General features: G+C 38.3%; 18 protein-coding genes. 9 read left to right on the forward strand and 9 right to left on the reverse strand.

Features of this window, described 5'->3' with window-relative positions; all coding sequences use genetic code 11:
• Positions 1-39 precede the first annotated feature (39 nt).
• The gene (locus PSF86_RS03530) at positions 40-1,545 is read left to right on the forward strand and encodes an ATP-binding cassette domain-containing protein (protein WP_277898664.1); all 1,506 of its coding nucleotides are present in this window, start codon (positions 40-42) and stop codon (positions 1,543-1,545) included.
• Between the two features lie 73 nt (positions 1,546-1,618).
• Here the strand turns inward: PSF86_RS03530 and PSF86_RS03535 are convergent, their stop codons facing one another.
• Entirely contained in the window at positions 1,619-2,047 is a 429-nt protein-coding gene (locus PSF86_RS03535; RefSeq protein ID WP_277898665.1) for a hypothetical protein, read from the reverse strand.
• A 111-nt stretch (positions 2,048-2,158) separates the two neighbouring features.
• Here PSF86_RS03535 and PSF86_RS03540 point away from each other — a divergent pair, with 111 nt between their 5' ends.
• Positions 2,159-2,602 (forward strand): Lrp/AsnC family transcriptional regulator, encoded by a 444-nt coding sequence (locus PSF86_RS03540; RefSeq protein WP_277898666.1) that lies wholly within the window; start codon positions 2,159-2,161, stop codon positions 2,600-2,602.
• A gap of 37 nt (positions 2,603-2,639) precedes the next feature.
• On the opposite strand, the gene PSF86_RS03545 is transcribed toward PSF86_RS03540, so the two are convergent.
• Positions 2,640-3,203, reverse strand: coding sequence for a DUF1543 domain-containing protein (locus tag PSF86_RS03545; RefSeq protein WP_277898667.1), 564 nt, complete (start codon positions 3,201-3,203; stop codon positions 2,640-2,642).
• A 192-nt stretch (positions 3,204-3,395) separates the two neighbouring features.
• On the opposite strand from PSF86_RS03545, the gene PSF86_RS03550 reads away from it, so the two are divergent.
• Positions 3,396-4,781, forward strand: a complete 1,386-nt coding sequence (locus tag PSF86_RS03550) for an alpha/beta hydrolase (protein ID WP_277898668.1) — start codon at positions 3,396-3,398, stop codon at positions 4,779-4,781.
• Between the two features lie 40 nt (positions 4,782-4,821).
• Positions 4,822-5,556 carry a class I SAM-dependent methyltransferase gene (locus PSF86_RS03555; protein WP_277898669.1) on the forward strand — a complete coding sequence of 245 codons (735 nt, stop codon included), beginning with the start codon at positions 4,822-4,824 and terminating at the stop codon, positions 5,554-5,556.
• A 22-nt stretch (positions 5,557-5,578) separates the two neighbouring features.
• On the opposite strand, the gene PSF86_RS03560 is transcribed toward PSF86_RS03555, so the two are convergent.
• Complete coding sequence (locus PSF86_RS03560) at positions 5,579-6,808, reverse strand: MFS transporter (protein WP_277898670.1); 1,230 nt, start codon at positions 6,806-6,808, stop codon at positions 5,579-5,581.
• Between the two features lie 292 nt (positions 6,809-7,100).
• On the opposite strand from PSF86_RS03560, the gene PSF86_RS03565 reads away from it, so the two are divergent.
• Together PSF86_RS03565 and PSF86_RS03570 are read left to right on the forward strand one after the other, a co-directional pair.
• Entirely contained in the window at positions 7,101-7,763 is a 663-nt protein-coding gene (locus PSF86_RS03565; protein WP_277898671.1) for a DUF1684 domain-containing protein, read from the forward strand.
• A 164-nt stretch (positions 7,764-7,927) separates the two neighbouring features.
• The gene (locus PSF86_RS03570) at positions 7,928-8,497 is read left to right on the forward strand and encodes a PAS domain-containing protein (RefSeq protein WP_277898672.1); all 570 of its coding nucleotides are present in this window, start codon (positions 7,928-7,930) and stop codon (positions 8,495-8,497) included.
• A gap of 653 nt (positions 8,498-9,150) precedes the next feature.
• Here the strand turns inward: PSF86_RS03570 and PSF86_RS03575 are convergent.
• The 5 genes from PSF86_RS03575 to PSF86_RS03595 form a co-directional block, all read right to left on the reverse strand.
• Positions 9,151-10,212, reverse strand: coding sequence for a porin (locus tag PSF86_RS03575; protein ID WP_277898673.1), 1,062 nt, complete (start codon positions 10,210-10,212; stop codon positions 9,151-9,153).
• 141 nt (positions 10,213-10,353) lie between these two features.
• Positions 10,354-11,583 (reverse strand): ammonium transporter, encoded by a 1,230-nt coding sequence (locus PSF86_RS03580; RefSeq protein ID WP_277898674.1) that lies wholly within the window; start codon positions 11,581-11,583, stop codon positions 10,354-10,356.
• Between the two features lie 28 nt (positions 11,584-11,611).
• Positions 11,612-11,950, reverse strand: coding sequence for a P-II family nitrogen regulator (locus tag PSF86_RS03585; RefSeq protein ID WP_277898675.1), 339 nt, complete (start codon positions 11,948-11,950; stop codon positions 11,612-11,614).
• 304 nt (positions 11,951-12,254) lie between these two features.
• Positions 12,255-12,626, reverse strand: a complete 372-nt coding sequence (crcB, locus tag PSF86_RS03590) for a fluoride efflux transporter CrcB (protein WP_277898676.1) — start codon at positions 12,624-12,626, stop codon at positions 12,255-12,257.
• Between the two features lie 41 nt (positions 12,627-12,667).
• Positions 12,668-13,717: an SRPBCC family protein gene (locus PSF86_RS03595; protein WP_277898677.1), complete on the reverse strand. Its 1,050-nt coding sequence runs from the start codon at positions 13,715-13,717 to the stop codon at positions 12,668-12,670.
• 683 nt (positions 13,718-14,400) lie between these two features.
• Between PSF86_RS03595 and PSF86_RS03605 the strand changes: the two genes are divergently transcribed.
• Complete coding sequence (locus PSF86_RS03605; protein WP_277898679.1) at positions 14,401-14,787, forward strand: nucleoside triphosphate pyrophosphohydrolase family protein; 387 nt, start codon at positions 14,401-14,403, stop codon at positions 14,785-14,787.
• 60 nt (positions 14,788-14,847) lie between these two features.
• On the opposite strand, the gene PSF86_RS03610 is transcribed toward PSF86_RS03605, so the two are convergent.
• Positions 14,848-15,918 (reverse strand): branched-chain amino acid aminotransferase, encoded by a 1,071-nt coding sequence (locus tag PSF86_RS03610; protein ID WP_277898680.1) that lies wholly within the window; start codon positions 15,916-15,918, stop codon positions 14,848-14,850.
• A 107-nt stretch (positions 15,919-16,025) separates the two neighbouring features.
• Here PSF86_RS03610 and PSF86_RS03615 point away from each other — a divergent pair, with 107 nt between their 5' ends.
• A complete protein-coding gene (locus PSF86_RS03615; RefSeq protein WP_277898681.1) occupies positions 16,026-16,520 on the forward strand; it encodes a DUF4920 domain-containing protein in 495 nt (164 codons plus the stop codon).
• A 19-nt stretch (positions 16,521-16,539) separates the two neighbouring features.
• On the forward strand, positions 16,540-17,217 hold the full coding sequence (mnmC2, locus tag PSF86_RS03620) for a tRNA (5-methylaminomethyl-2-thiouridine)(34)-methyltransferase MnmC2 (protein ID WP_277898866.1): 678 nt from the start codon (positions 16,540-16,542) through the stop codon (positions 17,215-17,217).
• Positions 17,218-17,313 lie beyond the last annotated feature (96 nt).

The raw sequence follows: 17,313 nt of genomic DNA on the forward strand, positions 1-17,313 counted from the left end.
TTCTTCAAAGTTCGAAATTTGTAGGGAAAAATAGTAACAATGATAAAATCGGCAGTTGCAAAACCAATAACCGTACACAATATGTGCCTTTCGGTAAAAGGGCATATCCTTTTGGAAGACATAAACCTTAAAATAAATGCGGGCGGGGCCTTGGCCATTACCGGAGGATCAGGGAGTGGAAAAACCTCGTTGGCAAAACTAATATCGGGAAAGATAAAACCCTCAAAAGGTGTTTTGGAAAATACCAATAAAACGGTATTTGTTACCCAGCAAGATCAGTTTAGCCAACTTTCGGGTTTGGCCAGTACCTATTACAGTAAAAGGTACGAGTTTCATGAATACGAAAAACAATTGGGCGTCAAGGCCTATTTAGAACAGCTAAACAAAACATTTAACTATACCAGTGCCCCTATAGAAGATATCCCGTTGCTTAAAGCGTTTAATGTGATCCATTTGCTGGACAGGAACCTCATGCAGTTAAGCAATGGCGAACGTAAAAGGCTTCAATTGGTATCGGCATTTTTTCAACGTCCGGAAGTATTGTTAATGGATCAGCCCTTTACGGGTCTGGACGTAGCCTCAAGAGCGCATTTATCGGCATACTTAGAGACCATTTCCAAAAGCGGTATAAGCATTATAGTTATTTGTGGGGTTCGAGAGGTCCCCGACTTTTTTACACAGGTTCTGGTCCTTGAAAACGGTAAGGCAATAAAGACCGGGATCCCTTCAGAAATAAAAAAAATAAAACTTCCTTCAAAAAAAATAAATAGAACGATCGAGGTAGATAATTTGCTAAAAACACATGCCGAAACATACCAGACCATTATTAAAATGAAAGATGTTTGCGTAAGCATGAAAGGAAAAGGCATCTTGAAAAATATCAACTGGGAAGTCAAACCGGGCGATTGCTGGGCTTTATTGGGGCATAATGGTGCCGGGAAATCCACATTGCTAAGTTTGGTAACGGCCGATAACCCACAGGGGTACAATAACGATCTGGTATTGTTTGACAAACAACGGGGCAGTGGGGAAAGTATTTGGGACATTAAAAAGAACATAGGTTTTCTCTCTCCAGAACTGCACCTGTATTTTATGCGGGGCAAAGGCGTATTAAACAGCGTCCCCGGCATCTCTACACAGGCCGAAACATACAGTACGCTTACCTGTATGGATGCAATTATATCCGGGTTCAACGATGAGGTCGGCACGGTTTCCGTTCCAACCGGTCACCAAAAGGAGCTTGCCCTGCAATGGCTTGCATTGGTCGGCCTGTTACACTTAAAAGAGGTTTTGTTTATCCATGCTTCATTAGGAGAGCAAAGGGTGCTGTTGTTGTTAAGGGCATTAATTAAAAGCCCGGCTTTATTAATTCTGGACGAACCATGTCAGGGAATGGATGCCAGTCAAATTTTATACTTTAAACAGTTGCTGGACCACATATGCACTTCAAAGCACATTACTTTGGTATACGTTTCGCACAAAAAAGAAGAAATACCCAATTGTGTTACAAAGGTATTAACGTTAAGCAAGGGGCGGGTAATTTAAAATAAAACAGGGAGAAGCATTCATTTTTAAGTAGTAATGGGCAAAAAGCGTGAAGTCTAGGAATAGGGGAACCTTAATTCTTATTACTAATACTTAATGCCCATTTATTTTGTAAATGCCCAAATTTGGTAACTTCTTTGCGCAATGTAGACAAAAATTCTTTACCATGGCCATGATTAGCCTCCAATTTTTCACAATAATGCAATAAAGCATTGGTTGTTCTCTTTATGGAAGAGAGGGATTCTAGCTTTACATTGGGGTCTGGCGTGGCTTCTGCCATTGCAATTTTGGGGGCCAGGCCAAGCGAGGCCATTACCAGTTTATCCGAAAACTGATCGGCCATATATTTAGAACGGTGCAGATCCAGAACCGATTTGTCGCCTCTCAGGTATTCAACAATCTGCCTGCTAAGCTTAAAAATATAAAGCGCTTTTTTGTATACCGGTAATTTGGTTACATTGCGCCTCCTGTAATGGTAGCGTTGGTAATGTTTTTTCATCATAGCTTCTTTTGTTCAAATTTACTACGGAAAACAAAAACATTAATTTCGGTTTTAAAGTATAAATTGTATTTTGCATTATAAATTAAAGGATTAATAGTTAATTTATTTAAAATGAAAATAGACGAGCTTAACTGGACGATTTTAAGGCTTTTACAGCAAAATGCACGCTTCACCAATGCCGAAATCGGTAGGAAAATAGGACTCTCGTCCCCTGCGGTTGCAGAGCGTATAAAAAAGTTGGAAGACGTGGGCGTTATCAGTGGTTATAAGGCAGAGGTAAACCACATACAAACCGGTTATCAGTTAAAGGCATTTGTAACCTTAAAGGCCTTTATGGGCAAATTAAAGCCCTTTCTCGATAAGGTTAAAGAATACAAAGAGGTACTTAACTGTTACCGCATTACCGGAAACGAAAACCTCGTAATGGAAGTTGTGCTGTATGATCAATTTCATTTAGAGGAGTTTATAGATAGGCTCATAACCTATGGAGAAGTCCGCACCTCCATTGTTTTGTCCAACGTAATAGAAAACAACCCCATAGGAAAAAACCGTTAGGTCAAACAATACCATCTCCATTAAATTCCCCTAAAAGCTACAGCTTGCTTAATTTTAAATATCCAATATGTAAAGCATCTTCCTCGGTATGGTCTGTTTTGGTATATTTTAGGCTAAAATTCTTTTTAAAAACCTCCGGTAGCATGTCCTCGATATTATAAATATCGTCAACATCAACGCCATATTTATCGTCAACGTGAGAAACGGCCCCTTCAAAACTGCAATGTTTATAAAAAGTAGTGTTTTTGGCCTTTTTAATAGCTGCTGCCTTTGTGGGGGTTATCGCTAGGGTTTTATAATGGTATTCTTCAAATTCGTTTTCCTTATATCCGCCAAGGTTAATAAAAAACAACTGTTCTTCTGCGGTTGCCTTTTCTTCTCTTTTTTCAATCTCGACCAGGTAATTGTCAACAACATTTACTTCCCTCCAGGCATCAATGTGCATATGCCCTTTTGCTTCTGGCCAAAAAGCGTTCATGTGCGGCACCAGCTCTTTTAAAGAAGTGCCAATGCCAAAAAAAATGTCATGTTGCTCGGTAAACCTTCCCTCGGGCTTACAGCCAAGCATGACCATATACAATTTATATGCAGGTCTATCCATATATGTTTGTTTAAGGCTTCAAAGATATTGTATTTTTAAACTAATAAAAGAATTAAAGGCATGTACATATACAGTTGACCCCTTATTTTTTAGCCTTTGACAAAAAGTTTAGAGACGTTCGTTGTTAAATAACCTTTTTTATCAATAAATTTAGGGACATATTTTGGCTAGATTATTGATGGCAATACAGTTATGAAAAAAACACTTTTATTTCTTTTTATAAGTACCATAGCATTTTCACAAACAAGAGAGCCCAAAGCGGGCGAGCTTATAGATTTTGTTCCCATTACTGCTTCGTTAGACACCTATGCTGTTTACCTTCCCGTTAATTATACCCCAGAAAAGCAATGGCCGGTAATAATGGTTTTCGACGCTTCCGGCAGGGGCAAACTGGCCGTTTCCCGTTTCCGGGAAGCCGCCAATAAGTACGGTTATATAATTGCAGGTTCAAATGGAATAAAAAACGGCACCTATCAAGAAAACCTAAACATTGCCCGTTCTTTTTACAGCCAAGTTTTAGACAATTACAGCGTGGACCAAGATGCCATTTACCTTGCCGGTTTTTCCGGCGGCGCGCGTTTGGCAACAACCATAGCAGTTATATCCAAGCACGTAAAGGGCGTTATTGCCTGTGGTGCGGCATTTGCCAATAACGATGCCTACATACCTAAAAAGAACAGTTTTTTATTTGCGGGCATTGTGGGCGACGAAGATTTTAATTACCGGGAAATGACCAACTCTGAAGATTACCTCGACAAATTAAAGTTCGATGTAGACCTGCTGGTATTTTCCGGCGGTCATGTTTGGCCTCCCGAAAACTATATTACCAAAGCCGTCCGCGTCATGTCGTTAAAGTCCATGACCCGCAATATTATCCCTAGAGACGAAAGCGCGATTTCCAAGTACTTTTCAGAAGATATGCAGTTCAACAAAGAATTAATAAACAAAGGAGCCATGTTGGTAGCATACAACGATATACAGGATATCATGAAAAACTACAGGTTTTATGTAGAAAAAGATACTATGAAAGACAGGCGGAAGGAAATAAAAAGAAGCAAGCTTTTTAGGTCCCAAAGAAACGATCAGTATTATATAAACGATGTAGAGTCTGCTTTTTATATGGATTATATGACCTACCTGCCCAGCGATATCAATTCGGGCGAGCTCGAATCCCTGGCCTATTGGGAAGATGAAATTAATACACTCAATAAAGAGTATGTCAATTCGGCCAACCTGCAAAAACAAAAAATGGGCAAAAGGGTACTAAGCTTTCTAAATGTTCTCCCTACCGAACTTGAAGAAAAATACAACGAAAACAATGGCCTGGACAACCTATTGTACATCAATATTTTTAAAACACTGGCCAACCCAAAAGATTATAGCGCTTACATAACCGTAATGCGCTATACGGTAACAAAAGGAGAGTATGGCATGGCACTTTATTATCTGGAAAAAATGCTGGACAATGGCTTTAAAGATACCGAAAGGCTTAACAACGAAGATGGCATAGCCCTTTTGCGCATCCAGCCCGAGTACAACGAGCTCTTGGATTCTTTTGGGCTCAAAACCATGTACTAATTGTTTTTTAATTAAATAGTTAAACAGCCAAACCAAAGCCATGAAAAAGAAAATCGACCGTTTTTCTACAGCTGCCAATTTATATCTTAAGTACCGCCCGGTCTTTCCCAAAAAATTCCTTACAGAAATCTGTAACCTTGCAAACGGGCATGGCAATGCACTGGATGTAGGTACCGGGAACGGTCAAGTGGCCATGGTTTTAAGCACATTCTTTAAAAATGTAGAAGCCATAGACATCAGTAAAGAACAATTAAACAATGCCGTTAAAAAAAGCAACATCCATTACCATGTCTCACGGGCAGAACAAACATCTTTTTCAAGCCATCAGTTTAATATAATTACAGTGGGGCAGGCCTTTCATTGGTTCGATTTTAATGCCTTTTATAAAGAAGCGGCACGTATTATAAAACCAGGGGGCATATTGGCAATATTTGGCTATGGTTTAATAGAGGGTACCCCGATTTTCAATCAAAAAATAAAAGCGTTCTACCAAAAAACAGAACCCTATTGGGACCCCGAGCGTGCCTATATCGATGCCCAATATAAAAATATAGATTTCCCGTATACAGATATAGCACTTTCAAAACCATATTATATAGAAGTAACCTGGACGGCCGCTCAATTAAAAGGATATTTAAATAGCTGGTCGGCAATCAAGAAAATAAAGAAAGACAATCCGGTAGATGCCTTTATCAAAGAGATAACAGCTGCACCTACCGAAAAGCTTACTTTAAAATTCCCGGTTTTTTATAGAATAGCCCGTATTGGCCAATAATAGGCACGGGTTGGCATACAAGCTATTGGCCAACAATGGCATTTTTTTCTTCAACAGTCCTGGTAATGGTCTTTCTAAGGTACACGACCAACAAAGATCCAAGCACACCTAGAAAAATCATAACATACCATGTAAACTCAAATCCCAGCGCATCTATTAATTGCAGTCCCGAGTTGTGCCCAAAAATATGCGAAACAGAAAAGGCAATACTGTACAAGGCCAGGTATTCCCCTTGGTTGCCCCTCTTGGCCCTGTTTAGCGCAAAGGCATTAGAGAACGGGAATACCAGCATTTCGCCAAAGCTCATTAAAGCCATCCCTATAATTAAAATACCAATCCAAGAAGTCATGTTTAAAACCATAAAGCTTATTATGGTAAGCAAAAAGCCTATCAACACGCTCGAAAGGGGCGTTAAAAACTTTTCTTCAAAATACTTGACCAACGGCATTTCAAATACAAAGATCAAAAGACCGTTAAGCCCGAGCAAAATACCAATTTCACTTTCGGTCAACCTAAATAGCTCCTTATAAAAAATCGGGATCGTAGAAAAGTATTGTAAAAATATAAACCCAAACAATACCATTGCAACAAAAAACACCCAATAAGGAATATCGCTGTAAACAGATTCTGGCGAGTCGTTCTTTGCCGCGTCCAAAACCCGTGCTTTCTTGGGGTTTAAAACATTTAGCAACAATACCCCGGCTAAAAGGCAGGTAATGCCATCCACCCAAAACAAACCATTATAGCTAAGCTTTGTAATTATAAGCCCACCTATGGCCGGGCCTGCCGAAAAACCAAGGTTAATGGCCAAACGTATAAGCGTAACAGACCGTGTTTTGTTCTGTGGCTTGCTATAAGCACTCAAAGCAACAAATACGGCCGGCCTAAACATATCGGCCGCAAGCATAACCACAAAAATACCAAAGCAAATGCCCCAAAAAGACTGCAAAAATTGTAGGCCAATAAAACAAAAGGCCGATAGGACAAGGCTTAGCGCCATAACCCTGTAATACCCTATCTTATCCGTAAACTTACCGCCCAGCCAAGAACCCACAACAGACCCCAGCCCGAACGAAGACATTATCCAACCCACGTCGCTCAACGTAAAATGAAGCTTTTGGGTCAAGTACAAGGACAAAAAGGGAATTACCATCGTGCCCGCTCGGTTTATCAATGTTATTAAAGAGAGCCACCAAACTTCTCTGGAAAGCCCTTGAAAAGACGAAATATACCCTAAGTATAATTTTCTCATTACTGAATTGTTTTTTGATTGATGAATATTTAAATAAAAAAGCCCGACGTTTTTGGTGTCGGGCTTTTATATATGTTTATGCATGTAACATATTATGTCATATAAAAGCACCAACAGCTATACAGTTGCTTCACCACATTGGTTTTGTTACATGAAATAATACGTTCCATCATTTTTTCTTTGATTTATACAAACAAAGCTAAATAAAAAATCTATAAGTTGTATTTTTGAATCAATAAAATTCTGGCATTTTTATTTGTGCAAAAAGAAAACGGCCATAAAACATTGGTATATGCAACATATCTATAAAACTTTTTTAACCTTCATTATCCTGTTCAGTGCTTGCAAAAGCGATAAACGCTATCACGATAACAATACAGATAAAAAAGCCCTAGCCGATAAAAAAACAGGAAGTACGGTAAGCGGAATAAAAAAATTTCAAAAAGAATTAAATGAAGAATATGCCAACCCCGAAGAGTCCCCACTTACGCAAGAAGACCGGGAATCCTTCAACGGACTCGATTTTTTCCCAATAGATACGACATACCGTGTAGTGGCACGGTTCGAGCGCACCCCCGACCAAGAACCCTTTTTAATGCCCACCACTACCAGCAGAACCTCAGAAGAGGTATTGTACGGTATCGTGCATTTCATGCTTCACCAAAAAGAATTTAAGCTAAACGTCTACCAAAGTACCCAGTTAAGAGAAACCCAGGAATATAAAGATTATCTTTTCCTCCCGTTCTCAGACAAAACCAACGGAGAAGAAACCTATGGGGGCGGTAGGTACATGGACCTACGCATTCCCGAGGGCAATACCATTGTATTAGATTTTAACAAAGCATACAACCCCTATTGTGCCTACAATAAAAAGTATTCATGCCCAATCGTGCCCAAAGAAAACACCTTAAATTATGCCGTAAGGGCAGGGGTTAAAAAGTTTAAAAAGCCATAAAAATGGCAAATGTTCTTTAATACAAGGCCATCTATATATAATTATAAAATCACAGCTCCCAATGGCCATTGCAAGCAATACGGTTAAAAAAACCTTATGGAAATTACTTAAGTTGAAGAAAACCTTGGTATCTTCATTTTCAAGAAATTAAAAACCTTAAACAGATGAAACATAATCTAAACAAGATGATGAGCCTGGATTTTTATGTATCGTCTTTAAATGAAGAAGAATACAAAAAAATAAGCCCATTACTAAGGCAAACAAGCAAAACAGCAAAACTACCATTGGTAAGCTGGGGTCTTCAGAATGAATACAATAAAAATGAAGCGTCCATGATCCAGCAAGAAGAAGATATAAAGCAATTACGGCAACTGGCAAAAAAATTTAACTGGAAGAACAATCTCGAAGCAATCCTGCAAAACAACATATATGAAGCTTTGGTAGTAACTACGCTCCAAAAAGAAATAATATGGCTTAATAAAGGTTTTTTTCCCATGACTGGCTATAGCCAGAAAGAAGCCATAAATAAAACCCCCGCTTTTTTACAAGGGCCAAAAACCCTAACAACCACAAAAAACAGAATACATAAAAAACTTCAAGAACAAAAACCCTTTAAGGCTGTTATAACAAACTATAAAAAAGACAAAACAACCTATAAATGCCAATTGCACATATTCCCATTGCGGGCCCATAAAGTAACACACTTTTTAGCACTGGAAAAACAGGTAGTATAACCATAGACAAACCTATAAAAGAAATCAAGGTTACCATTTTTAAAGCCACCTCCCTATTACCATTACCCAAAACAACAAAATGCACAACCCCACATTCATTATATCAGCGTTCCACATTCTTGCAAGGTTTCCAAAACCTTGTAGGTATTATGTAATAGAAAAAATACATACCTAGAAGTTCAAAAAAAAGACCTTGCAGGAGTTTCGGTTGTTATAATAATAAAAAAGGAACCCCTTTATCTTTTTAATGAAGTCTTTGCAACCCTTCCCTTTAGTTTATACCTGTTAAAATCAAGGTTTTACCGGCATTGTTTCTTTTGGCAAGCCATAGATAAATACCTTATAATATATGCAAAGCATTAATAAGCAATAACAGCAACAAAAAATGCAGTGGGTATCCATAAATAATAAAGAAAGCACGTTCAATTAGTATTGGAGTACATTCAAAAAGTATATTGTCATAAAAAGGAAATATAACTAAAGCACATAGCGCAAAAAAAAGCCTAGCGGAGCCACCGCTAGGCCTTGTAACCCTAAGGTTACTACTTAGAACGAGTAAACGGCTAATTATAAATTTCTTTTCAACCCATACTATGGGTAGTATTCATTTTGGTTAGGCCAGGTACAAACCAAATTGAACTTTTGTTGGTTAATTAAAAAGAATAAACAGCCGCTACTAAAAACGATGCCAAACTTCCCGTAGGTTCATCATCACCATCTAGGAAAATATCTTCTGAAGCACTGTCGAATCTAAGCTCAGGTTTAAAAGTTAGGTCATTAATAGAGTAGTTTCCAGTTAGTGTAAACTCAAAAACATCTGCATCTTGGTCTGGAGCCAGCCCAAATACGCCAACACCACCATCAAATTCCTTAAAGTACTCACCACGTAGCCCTATAGAGAATTTTTCAGAGGTAGTCATTTGTGGGTAAAGGGCAAAGCCATAAAAACCAGAATCATCAGTAGTATTATAAGTGGTATTAATACCAAGGTAAAAAGCATCGGTTAAATCAAATCCGCCTGTATAGTCAATCTGGAAAGTTTCTCCCGGCAGACCTGTTTGGGCACCGTAAAGAAGATTTAAATACTGACCTTTATACCCCAGTTGCGCACCAGCAGTATAACTTCCGTCAAGATTGATCTCGGTAAAATCGGTACTGTTCATAACAGCCAACATTAAAGAAAAATCTTCAGACAAAGTAAAGTCTGCTTTCAAGCCAGTATGAGAGAAAGGCCCGTAAGAAAACATATAAGAGGTAGAATAGTTAAAGTTACCAACGGGAGAAATTACCTCATACCCTAAAAAGGTATTAAAGTTACCCATGGTAAGCCTTACTTTCTCGCTTACGTTCCAGTATACGTACAATTGGTTTACAATATTGGCAGATCCAGTCGATAAAAACACGGCATCTTCTCCACGGGGGCCAAAAACAAGGTCGGCAACAAAGCCTACCTTTTCGCCTTCGTAACTTGCAATTAAATTGGCCATCCCCAAAGAAAACCCGCTCCTGTTTGCAAAAGAGGTTGGGGGGGTATTAAAGTTCCCATCTTCATCGGCTTCATTGGTTCCCGTTAAATTGGTTTTCCAATATACGTCCGCAGAACCGCTAAAGTTAAATTTTTTGTCTTCTTCCTGGGCAAAAGCACCTAAACTAGTTAATGAAATAGCTAGGAAAAATATATTTTTTACGACATTTGTTGTTGTAATCGCTTTCATAATAATAAAAGTTAATTTGTTGTTTGGTTTAATTAGAATTGGTCAAATAAACAGTCGTTAATTTTTTATGATCGGGTTACCGAACGGAGCGTACCGCCAAATACCGCTCCGTTCTTTTTACCCTTGTTTAATAAAAACTAACTAACGATCTATGGTAAAGTCAGGATAAGCAGCACCATCGTGCTCATGCATATCCAATCCTTCAATCTCTTCTTCTTTGGTAACCCTTAGCCCCATTGTCTTTTTAAGAATAAAAAGAACAATAAAGGAAGTTATCAGTGCCCATGCGCCAATAGCAATAACCCCGATGGCCTGAACACCAAGTTGTGCAAATCCGCCACCATTAATCAAGCCACCGTCTATGGCAAAAACGCCAACCAATAAAGTTCCCAGCGCTCCGCATACACCATGTACAGATACCGCACCAACAGGGTCGTCTATTTTAAGTTTCTTGTCGATAAACTCAATAGAGAACACCACTGTAAGTCCGCATATCACGCCAATAATAGCTGCACTTAAAGGAGAAACGGCAGCACAGCCCGCGGTAATACCCACAAGTCCGGCCAAGGCACCATTTAATGTCATGGACACCTCTGGTTTTCCGTAACGCACCCAAGTAAGGAACAGGGCCGTAATTGCACCGGCGGCGGCAGCAAGATTGGTGGTTATAATAATACCAGCCACGTTAAAGGCGCTATCGCCGCTAATGGCAAGCTCGGAACCACCGTTAAAACCAAACCAGCCCAACCAAAGGATGAACACACCCAATGCGCCGTACATCATGTTATGGCCGGGAATGGCATTCGATTTTCCTTCGGTATACTTTCCAATTCTAGGCCCTACCAGTGCAGCGCCAACCAATGCGGCCCATCCACCTACAGAGTGTACCACGGTAGACCCTGCAAAGTCAATAAACCCTAAAGATGTTAACCATCCGTCTCCTTGCCATACCCAATGCCCGGATATGGGATAAATAAATATGGTCATGACCAAGGAGAAAATTACATATGTAGAAAACTTTGTTCTTTCGGCTACGGCCCCGGAAACTATGGTAGCGGCCGTGGCGCAAAATACTGTTTGAAAGAACAAGTTGTGCATGTCTTCCCGTACACTATAAAATAGGGAGGGAGAACCTATAAAGCTTCCAATGGATTCCCCGTACATTATTGTGTAACCGATAATCCAAAAACCCAACGAACCTACAATAAGGTCCACAAAGTTTTTCATTACTATATTGATAACATTTTTAGATCTGGTAAACCCAGACTCAACAAGGGTAAAACCTGCTTGCATAAAAAATACGAGTATCCCCGCAATTAATATCCACATCAAGTCTAAAACCGCATTTGTTTCAATGACGTTTGTTTCCATAAAATGATTTTTAAGTTAGTTTAGTTGATTATTTCAATGATTCTTTGCCTTTTTCTCTCGTTCTAATGCGATAGGCTTCTTCTACAGGAGATACAAATATTTTTCCGTCGCCAACATTTCCTGAATATGCCGACTTAAGGATAGCTTCAATCGTGCGTTCTTCAAATTCATCAGAAACAATGATTGATAAATAGCGTCTTTGGATGTCTGCGGTACTGTAACTCACGCCACGATATACATGGCCTTTTTTCTCGTTACCTACTCCCGTAACATCCCAGTAACTAAAAAAGTTTACTTCTACTTGATGCAATGCGTCCCGCACGTCATCAAATTTTGATTTACGAATAATGGCTTCAATTTTTTTCATATTTAAATGATTTGTTTGCCTAAAACTATATTAAAAAATTGTTAACATAAAAAAAAATGGGGGTATATCCGTAATTTTTATTGAATTATTAAATTAACCCCCCTAAAAATTATGGGTAAGTATAATAAAAGGAATTATTTTAAATTTTTTCTTCTGAAGTTTTTTAGTTTTTGATAAAAAAGAAAGAGGAAGGCTTTTTTAATTTCATGGAAATCCGGCAAAATAGTGCACAGGTATGCACAACATTTTATATGAAGAAAATAGCAAAGCCGATTGAAAAGAATAAATGGTGTTAAAGAAGTATTTATACAAACTTTATAAGCCATGCCCCAAAAAACACAGCAGAAATTCCTACTATAAAGGTTATAATTGCATATGCTGCGAAGTTTAAAAAATCACCGGACTTTAAAAAAACATGATTTTCAAAGGCAAACGTCGAAAAGGTAGTGAAACCGCCACAAAAACCGGTAGCGATAAAAAGCAGTTGGTTTTGGGTCAACGAATTGTGCTTGGCGGCAAGGCCAAGAATAAAACCTATGATAAGGCTCCCAAGGATATTGGCGGCAAAAGTGCCATAGGGAATCCCGGAAATGGCAGAATTAAGGTATTTGCCAATTAAGTATCTAAGAATACTACCGAGCCCGCCGCCTATAAAAACAAAAAAGAGCTGTTTCATCCAAAATGAGTTTTATACAAAAATAATGTATTGTAAATTTATCAATCTGGCCGTTCGGCATTTTCAATAATCGGAATGTAGATTTCAGACAAGAGGTCTGCGGGATTTGGGTACTCATCCGGACTTTTTATGTAAGTTTCAAAAGCATCCCTTGCCGGGTCTATTGCTATTTCGTTCTTTTTAATTGCCTCCCGGGTCTTGCTCCATGCTTCGTCCATGTTTACATAATCTCCCTTCAAAATAGTTTTGAAATAAACTCCGGGCTCCATGTACCCGCATAAAATCATGCTTCCCGGCGGGGTCATAATCTTTTCCTTGACTGGGATACAAGCAGAAAATATAGCGGTATTATTGGTATCGTCCCATTCTTCAAAAAGTGTAAATGGGGTTCCGGAGGGACTTATGTAGTTTTGCTCCATAAATGCGCCTAGCTCTGGGAACATTTTATTGGTGGCAAGGTTCACCTCGTTTTGTTTGGAGCTGGCTGTTTGGTATAGGTAATAACCCCCTCCGTATTCGGTTTTTCCAATCAGGGAGATACTGTATTTTTTCATGTCGGCAATAACAAGACTGTCCAGTTTTTTCAGCCCTCTTTCAAAATCGGGACCAATATTGTTTTCCATGCCCCCTTGAAACAGCATTACGGCCTTTTCCATAAAACCGAGCTCGCCTTCTATTCCCCAGGTAACAATGGTTGCGTCTTGCTGGTTGGAAGGTTCGAGTTTCCAAAAATCGTGTGCAGAAGATTCATAAGGACTTATAAAATGTATATTCTGGCTTATGGAGTCTATGGTGCTGTAAGTAGTTTTAATTTTGCCTTTTCCTATAAACTCACCGTTCCAGGAATAGGTAGCGCCTACACCTTTTGTTTTTTCTCCGTATCTAAGCTGTGCATTGGGGTCTTTTTCATACCATGGGTCCCAATTGGGCCATTCTTTGGTATCGTTTATATAATTGTACAATACAGATTGAGGTGCGTTAATAACGGTAGTCCTTGTAACTTTGTAGTTATCTGGTTGAATTGCAATGTATATGGCAAAACCAATTGTTACAATTAAAAATAAGAATATAAGGTATTTTAAAATTCTCATAGCTTTCGGCACGTTTTACCTGCCTAATGTACGAAAAATGTACATTAAAGGTGAAAATTTTTAAATACTTTCATAACAAATGTTGAATATATAAACTATATGGCTTCTTTAAGAACCGTGTCGTATTCTTTGTTTTTAACTTCTTTTTCCGTTTTTAGAGCACTATACTGCTTCTGGTAAATTGCAGTATTTTTTGCTTTGGTTTTTGGAAGTCTATTTACACTGAATAATAATAACACAACATTAATTATCAGTAAACTGAATAATATGGTAAAGAAAATCATCATTGCTTAAGTTGATTGCTTTGTACAAATTTAAGTAATTTGTCGTATAAATTCTAATAATGATTGAAGAAATTTACTTTTAATGGAGATGCGTGGTGTTTTCTTGATTTAAACACTATTTTTTTGTTAAAAGTTTAATTAATACCAAACATATTAAGAAAATGATAAAACCTATTAAAACCCATTTTGTGTCTCGGTATTGCTTTATATGGATTTTTTTATCTCGTTTATAACTGAAAATCATAACAATTATAAAGCATAAAGCAAATAAGCCCGCAAAAACTAATTGACCATTACTGAACATAAATATTTTTAATTTTGAACAAAATTAGTCAAATTAGCCATAGTAAAATATTATATTAATTTCTTTTTCACGAAAGAAGAAAACAATCAAAATAGATGAAGGATAAAATACAGGCCGTAGAAAAATTTCACAATGCATTTGGGCTGGGCGTTTTAAATGCCCCGATTGCCAAACTCGATGAAGCAAAAATTGTATTAAGGCATAATTTAATGGCCGAGGAAAATGACGAATACCTGGAGGCTGCAAGGAATAATGACCTTGTTGAAGTAGCCGATGCCCTTGGCGACATGCTTTATATTTTGTGCGGTACTATCCTAGAGCATGGGATGCAACATGTAATTGAAGATGTGTTTAACGAAATACAACTAAGCAATATGAGCAAGCTTGGGGCAGATGGAAAGCCTATTTACCGGGAAGACGGCAAGGTGCTAAAAGGGCCTAATTATTTTAAGCCCGACATAAAAAAGGTAATTCAAAAGTAAGCAATAAAAAACCCACGCTGTCAGCGTGGGTTTTTTATATGGTTTTTCAACATTTGTGCTTTAGTCAACTTTTATGCGCCATCCAAATTTATCTTCAGCTTTGTTGTACTGAATATCCATGATGGCCTCTTTTATTTTCTTTGCATACGAATTTTCTATTTTTGGAAGCTCCCATTTGTCGCCTTTGTAGCCAAACCCGGCAATAGGATTTATTACAGCTGCGGTACCGCTACCAAAAATCTCCTTTAAAGTCCCATTTTTATTTGCCTCCAATACTTCGGCAACCTTTATTGGGCGTACCTCTACTTCAATATTTAGGTCTTTCGCCATAGTGATGACACTTTTTCTGGTAACGCCATCCAGGATACGGTCACTTATCGGGCAGGTAACCAGTTTGTCCCCAATTCTAAAGAAAACGTTCATGGTCCCGGCTTCTTCCAGATATTCGTGCGTGTTTGCATCTGTCCAGATTACTTGTTGGAACCCTTCTTCTTTTGCAATGTTCGTGGGGTAAAACTGCCCGGCATAATTTCCGGCAGCCTTGGCAAAGCCAAACCCACCGCTTGCTGCCCTGCTGTAATGGTCTGCAATTTTAACACGTACTTCACCACCGTAATACGACTGGGCCGGCGAACAGATAATCATAAATTTATATTCACTGGAAGGCGATGCCGATACTCCGGCTTCGGTGGCAATAACAAAAGGACGTATGTAAAGGCTGTTTCCAAACCCTTTTTTTATCCACTTGTTGTCCAGTTTTAAAAGCGTGTTCAAACCATCAAAGAAATATTCTTCCGGGAATTCCGGGATTGCCAATCTCTTAGACGATTTGTTGATCCGGAGGAAGTTTTCGTCCGGTCTAAATAGCCAAATGCCATCTTCGTCATCTTTATAGGCCTTCATTCCTTCAAAAACTGCTTGGCCGTAATGAAATACACGTGCCGAAGGATCAAGCATGAGCTTTTGGTACGGAATTATTTTTGGTGTTTGCCACGAACCATTTTTATAGTCGCAAACAAACATGTGGTCTGAAAAAATGCTCCCAAAAGACAGGTTGTTAAAATCAACATCGTTTATTTTGGATGTTGCTGCTTTTTCAATTTCGATCTTGGTAATGGTTTCCTTGCTCATAACGCATCATTATTTCTGCTAAATTAGAAAATATTCCAGCAAAAGAGTGTTTATTTAAGACAAAAATAAGTTATTTTGTAATGCTTTTTTTTATAAAAATGTTAACTATGAAAACCAATTATATTTTAATGGGCTGCATCGCTGCATTAATTGGGTGCAAGCCCAACACAGATGGCGAAAAAAAAGAAATAGCAGAAGCATATAATATTTATGGCGATACTATTGCCGCAACGGGTATAACCGAACCCCGGAAAATGCAAAAAGAATATAATAACATGCAGGTCGGCGATACCGCAGTTTATACTTTGCGGGCACAGGTAACCGATGTCTGCAAGGCCAAAGGATGCTGGATGAAACTAGATTTAGAAGATGGCTCCGAGGCTTTGGTGAAATTTAAGGATTATGGGTTTTTTGTGCCAAAAAACATTATGGGTGAAGAAGTAATAATAAAAGGGAAGGCCTTTTTAAATGAAATGCCCGTAGAAGAACGCAGGCATTATGCCGAAGATGCCGGGAAAACAAAAGAAGAAATAGCCGCCATAACCGAACCGTTGATTACTTATTCTTTTGAAGCAGATGGCGTGCTTATTGCAAAACAGTAAAACCAATAGCTATACAGATTTGGAAAGAAAGGTAATAAAAACCTCCGACGGGTCTACCACTATTTATATTGAAAACTGGAACGAGCATTACCATTCCAAACACGGTGCCATACAAGAAGCTTATCATGTATTTATAAATAGCGGGTTTTACCCTTATTTGAAAAATAATAAATCAGAAGAACTTTCCATACTGGAAATAGGCTTTGGTACGGGGCTCAATGCTTTTATTACCTATCTGGAAGCCGAAAATAACGGAGTTCAAGTTAAATACGATGGAGTAGAGGCCTATCCGGTAAAATCCGAAGAAATAGCCTTGCTCAATTATGTGGAGGAGTTAAAGGCAGAAGAAAAACGGGCAATTTTTAATAAAATGCACGAAATAGACTGGGAAGATTACAAAAGAGTGTCCAAGTTTTTTCAATTAAAAAAAAGAAAGCAATTTTTTTCAGAAATTACAGATGTAAACCTTTTTGACATTGTGTATTTTGATGCTTTTGGAGCCCGTGTGCAACCAGAGCTTTGGGAAGAAGTAATTTTTGAAAAAATGTACAAAGCACTAAAAACCAACGGAATATTGGTTACCTATGCGGCAAAAGGAAGTGTAAGACGCGCCATGCAAAAAGTGGGCTTTATGGTAGAAAAATTGCCGGGCCCTCCCGGAAAACGGGAAATGTTAAGGGCTGTTAAGAACTGCTAATAAAAATCTTCAAATACGTTAAATCTTTATAATGAGACTGTTAAAGCTAATTTAATTTACATTCTTTAGTAGTTTAAGTTCAGTATATTTATTCTA

It is taken from the genome of Galbibacter pacificus, assembly GCF_029603165.1.
Taxonomy (GTDB): Bacteria; Bacteroidota; Bacteroidia; order Flavobacteriales; family Flavobacteriaceae; genus Galbibacter; species Galbibacter pacificus.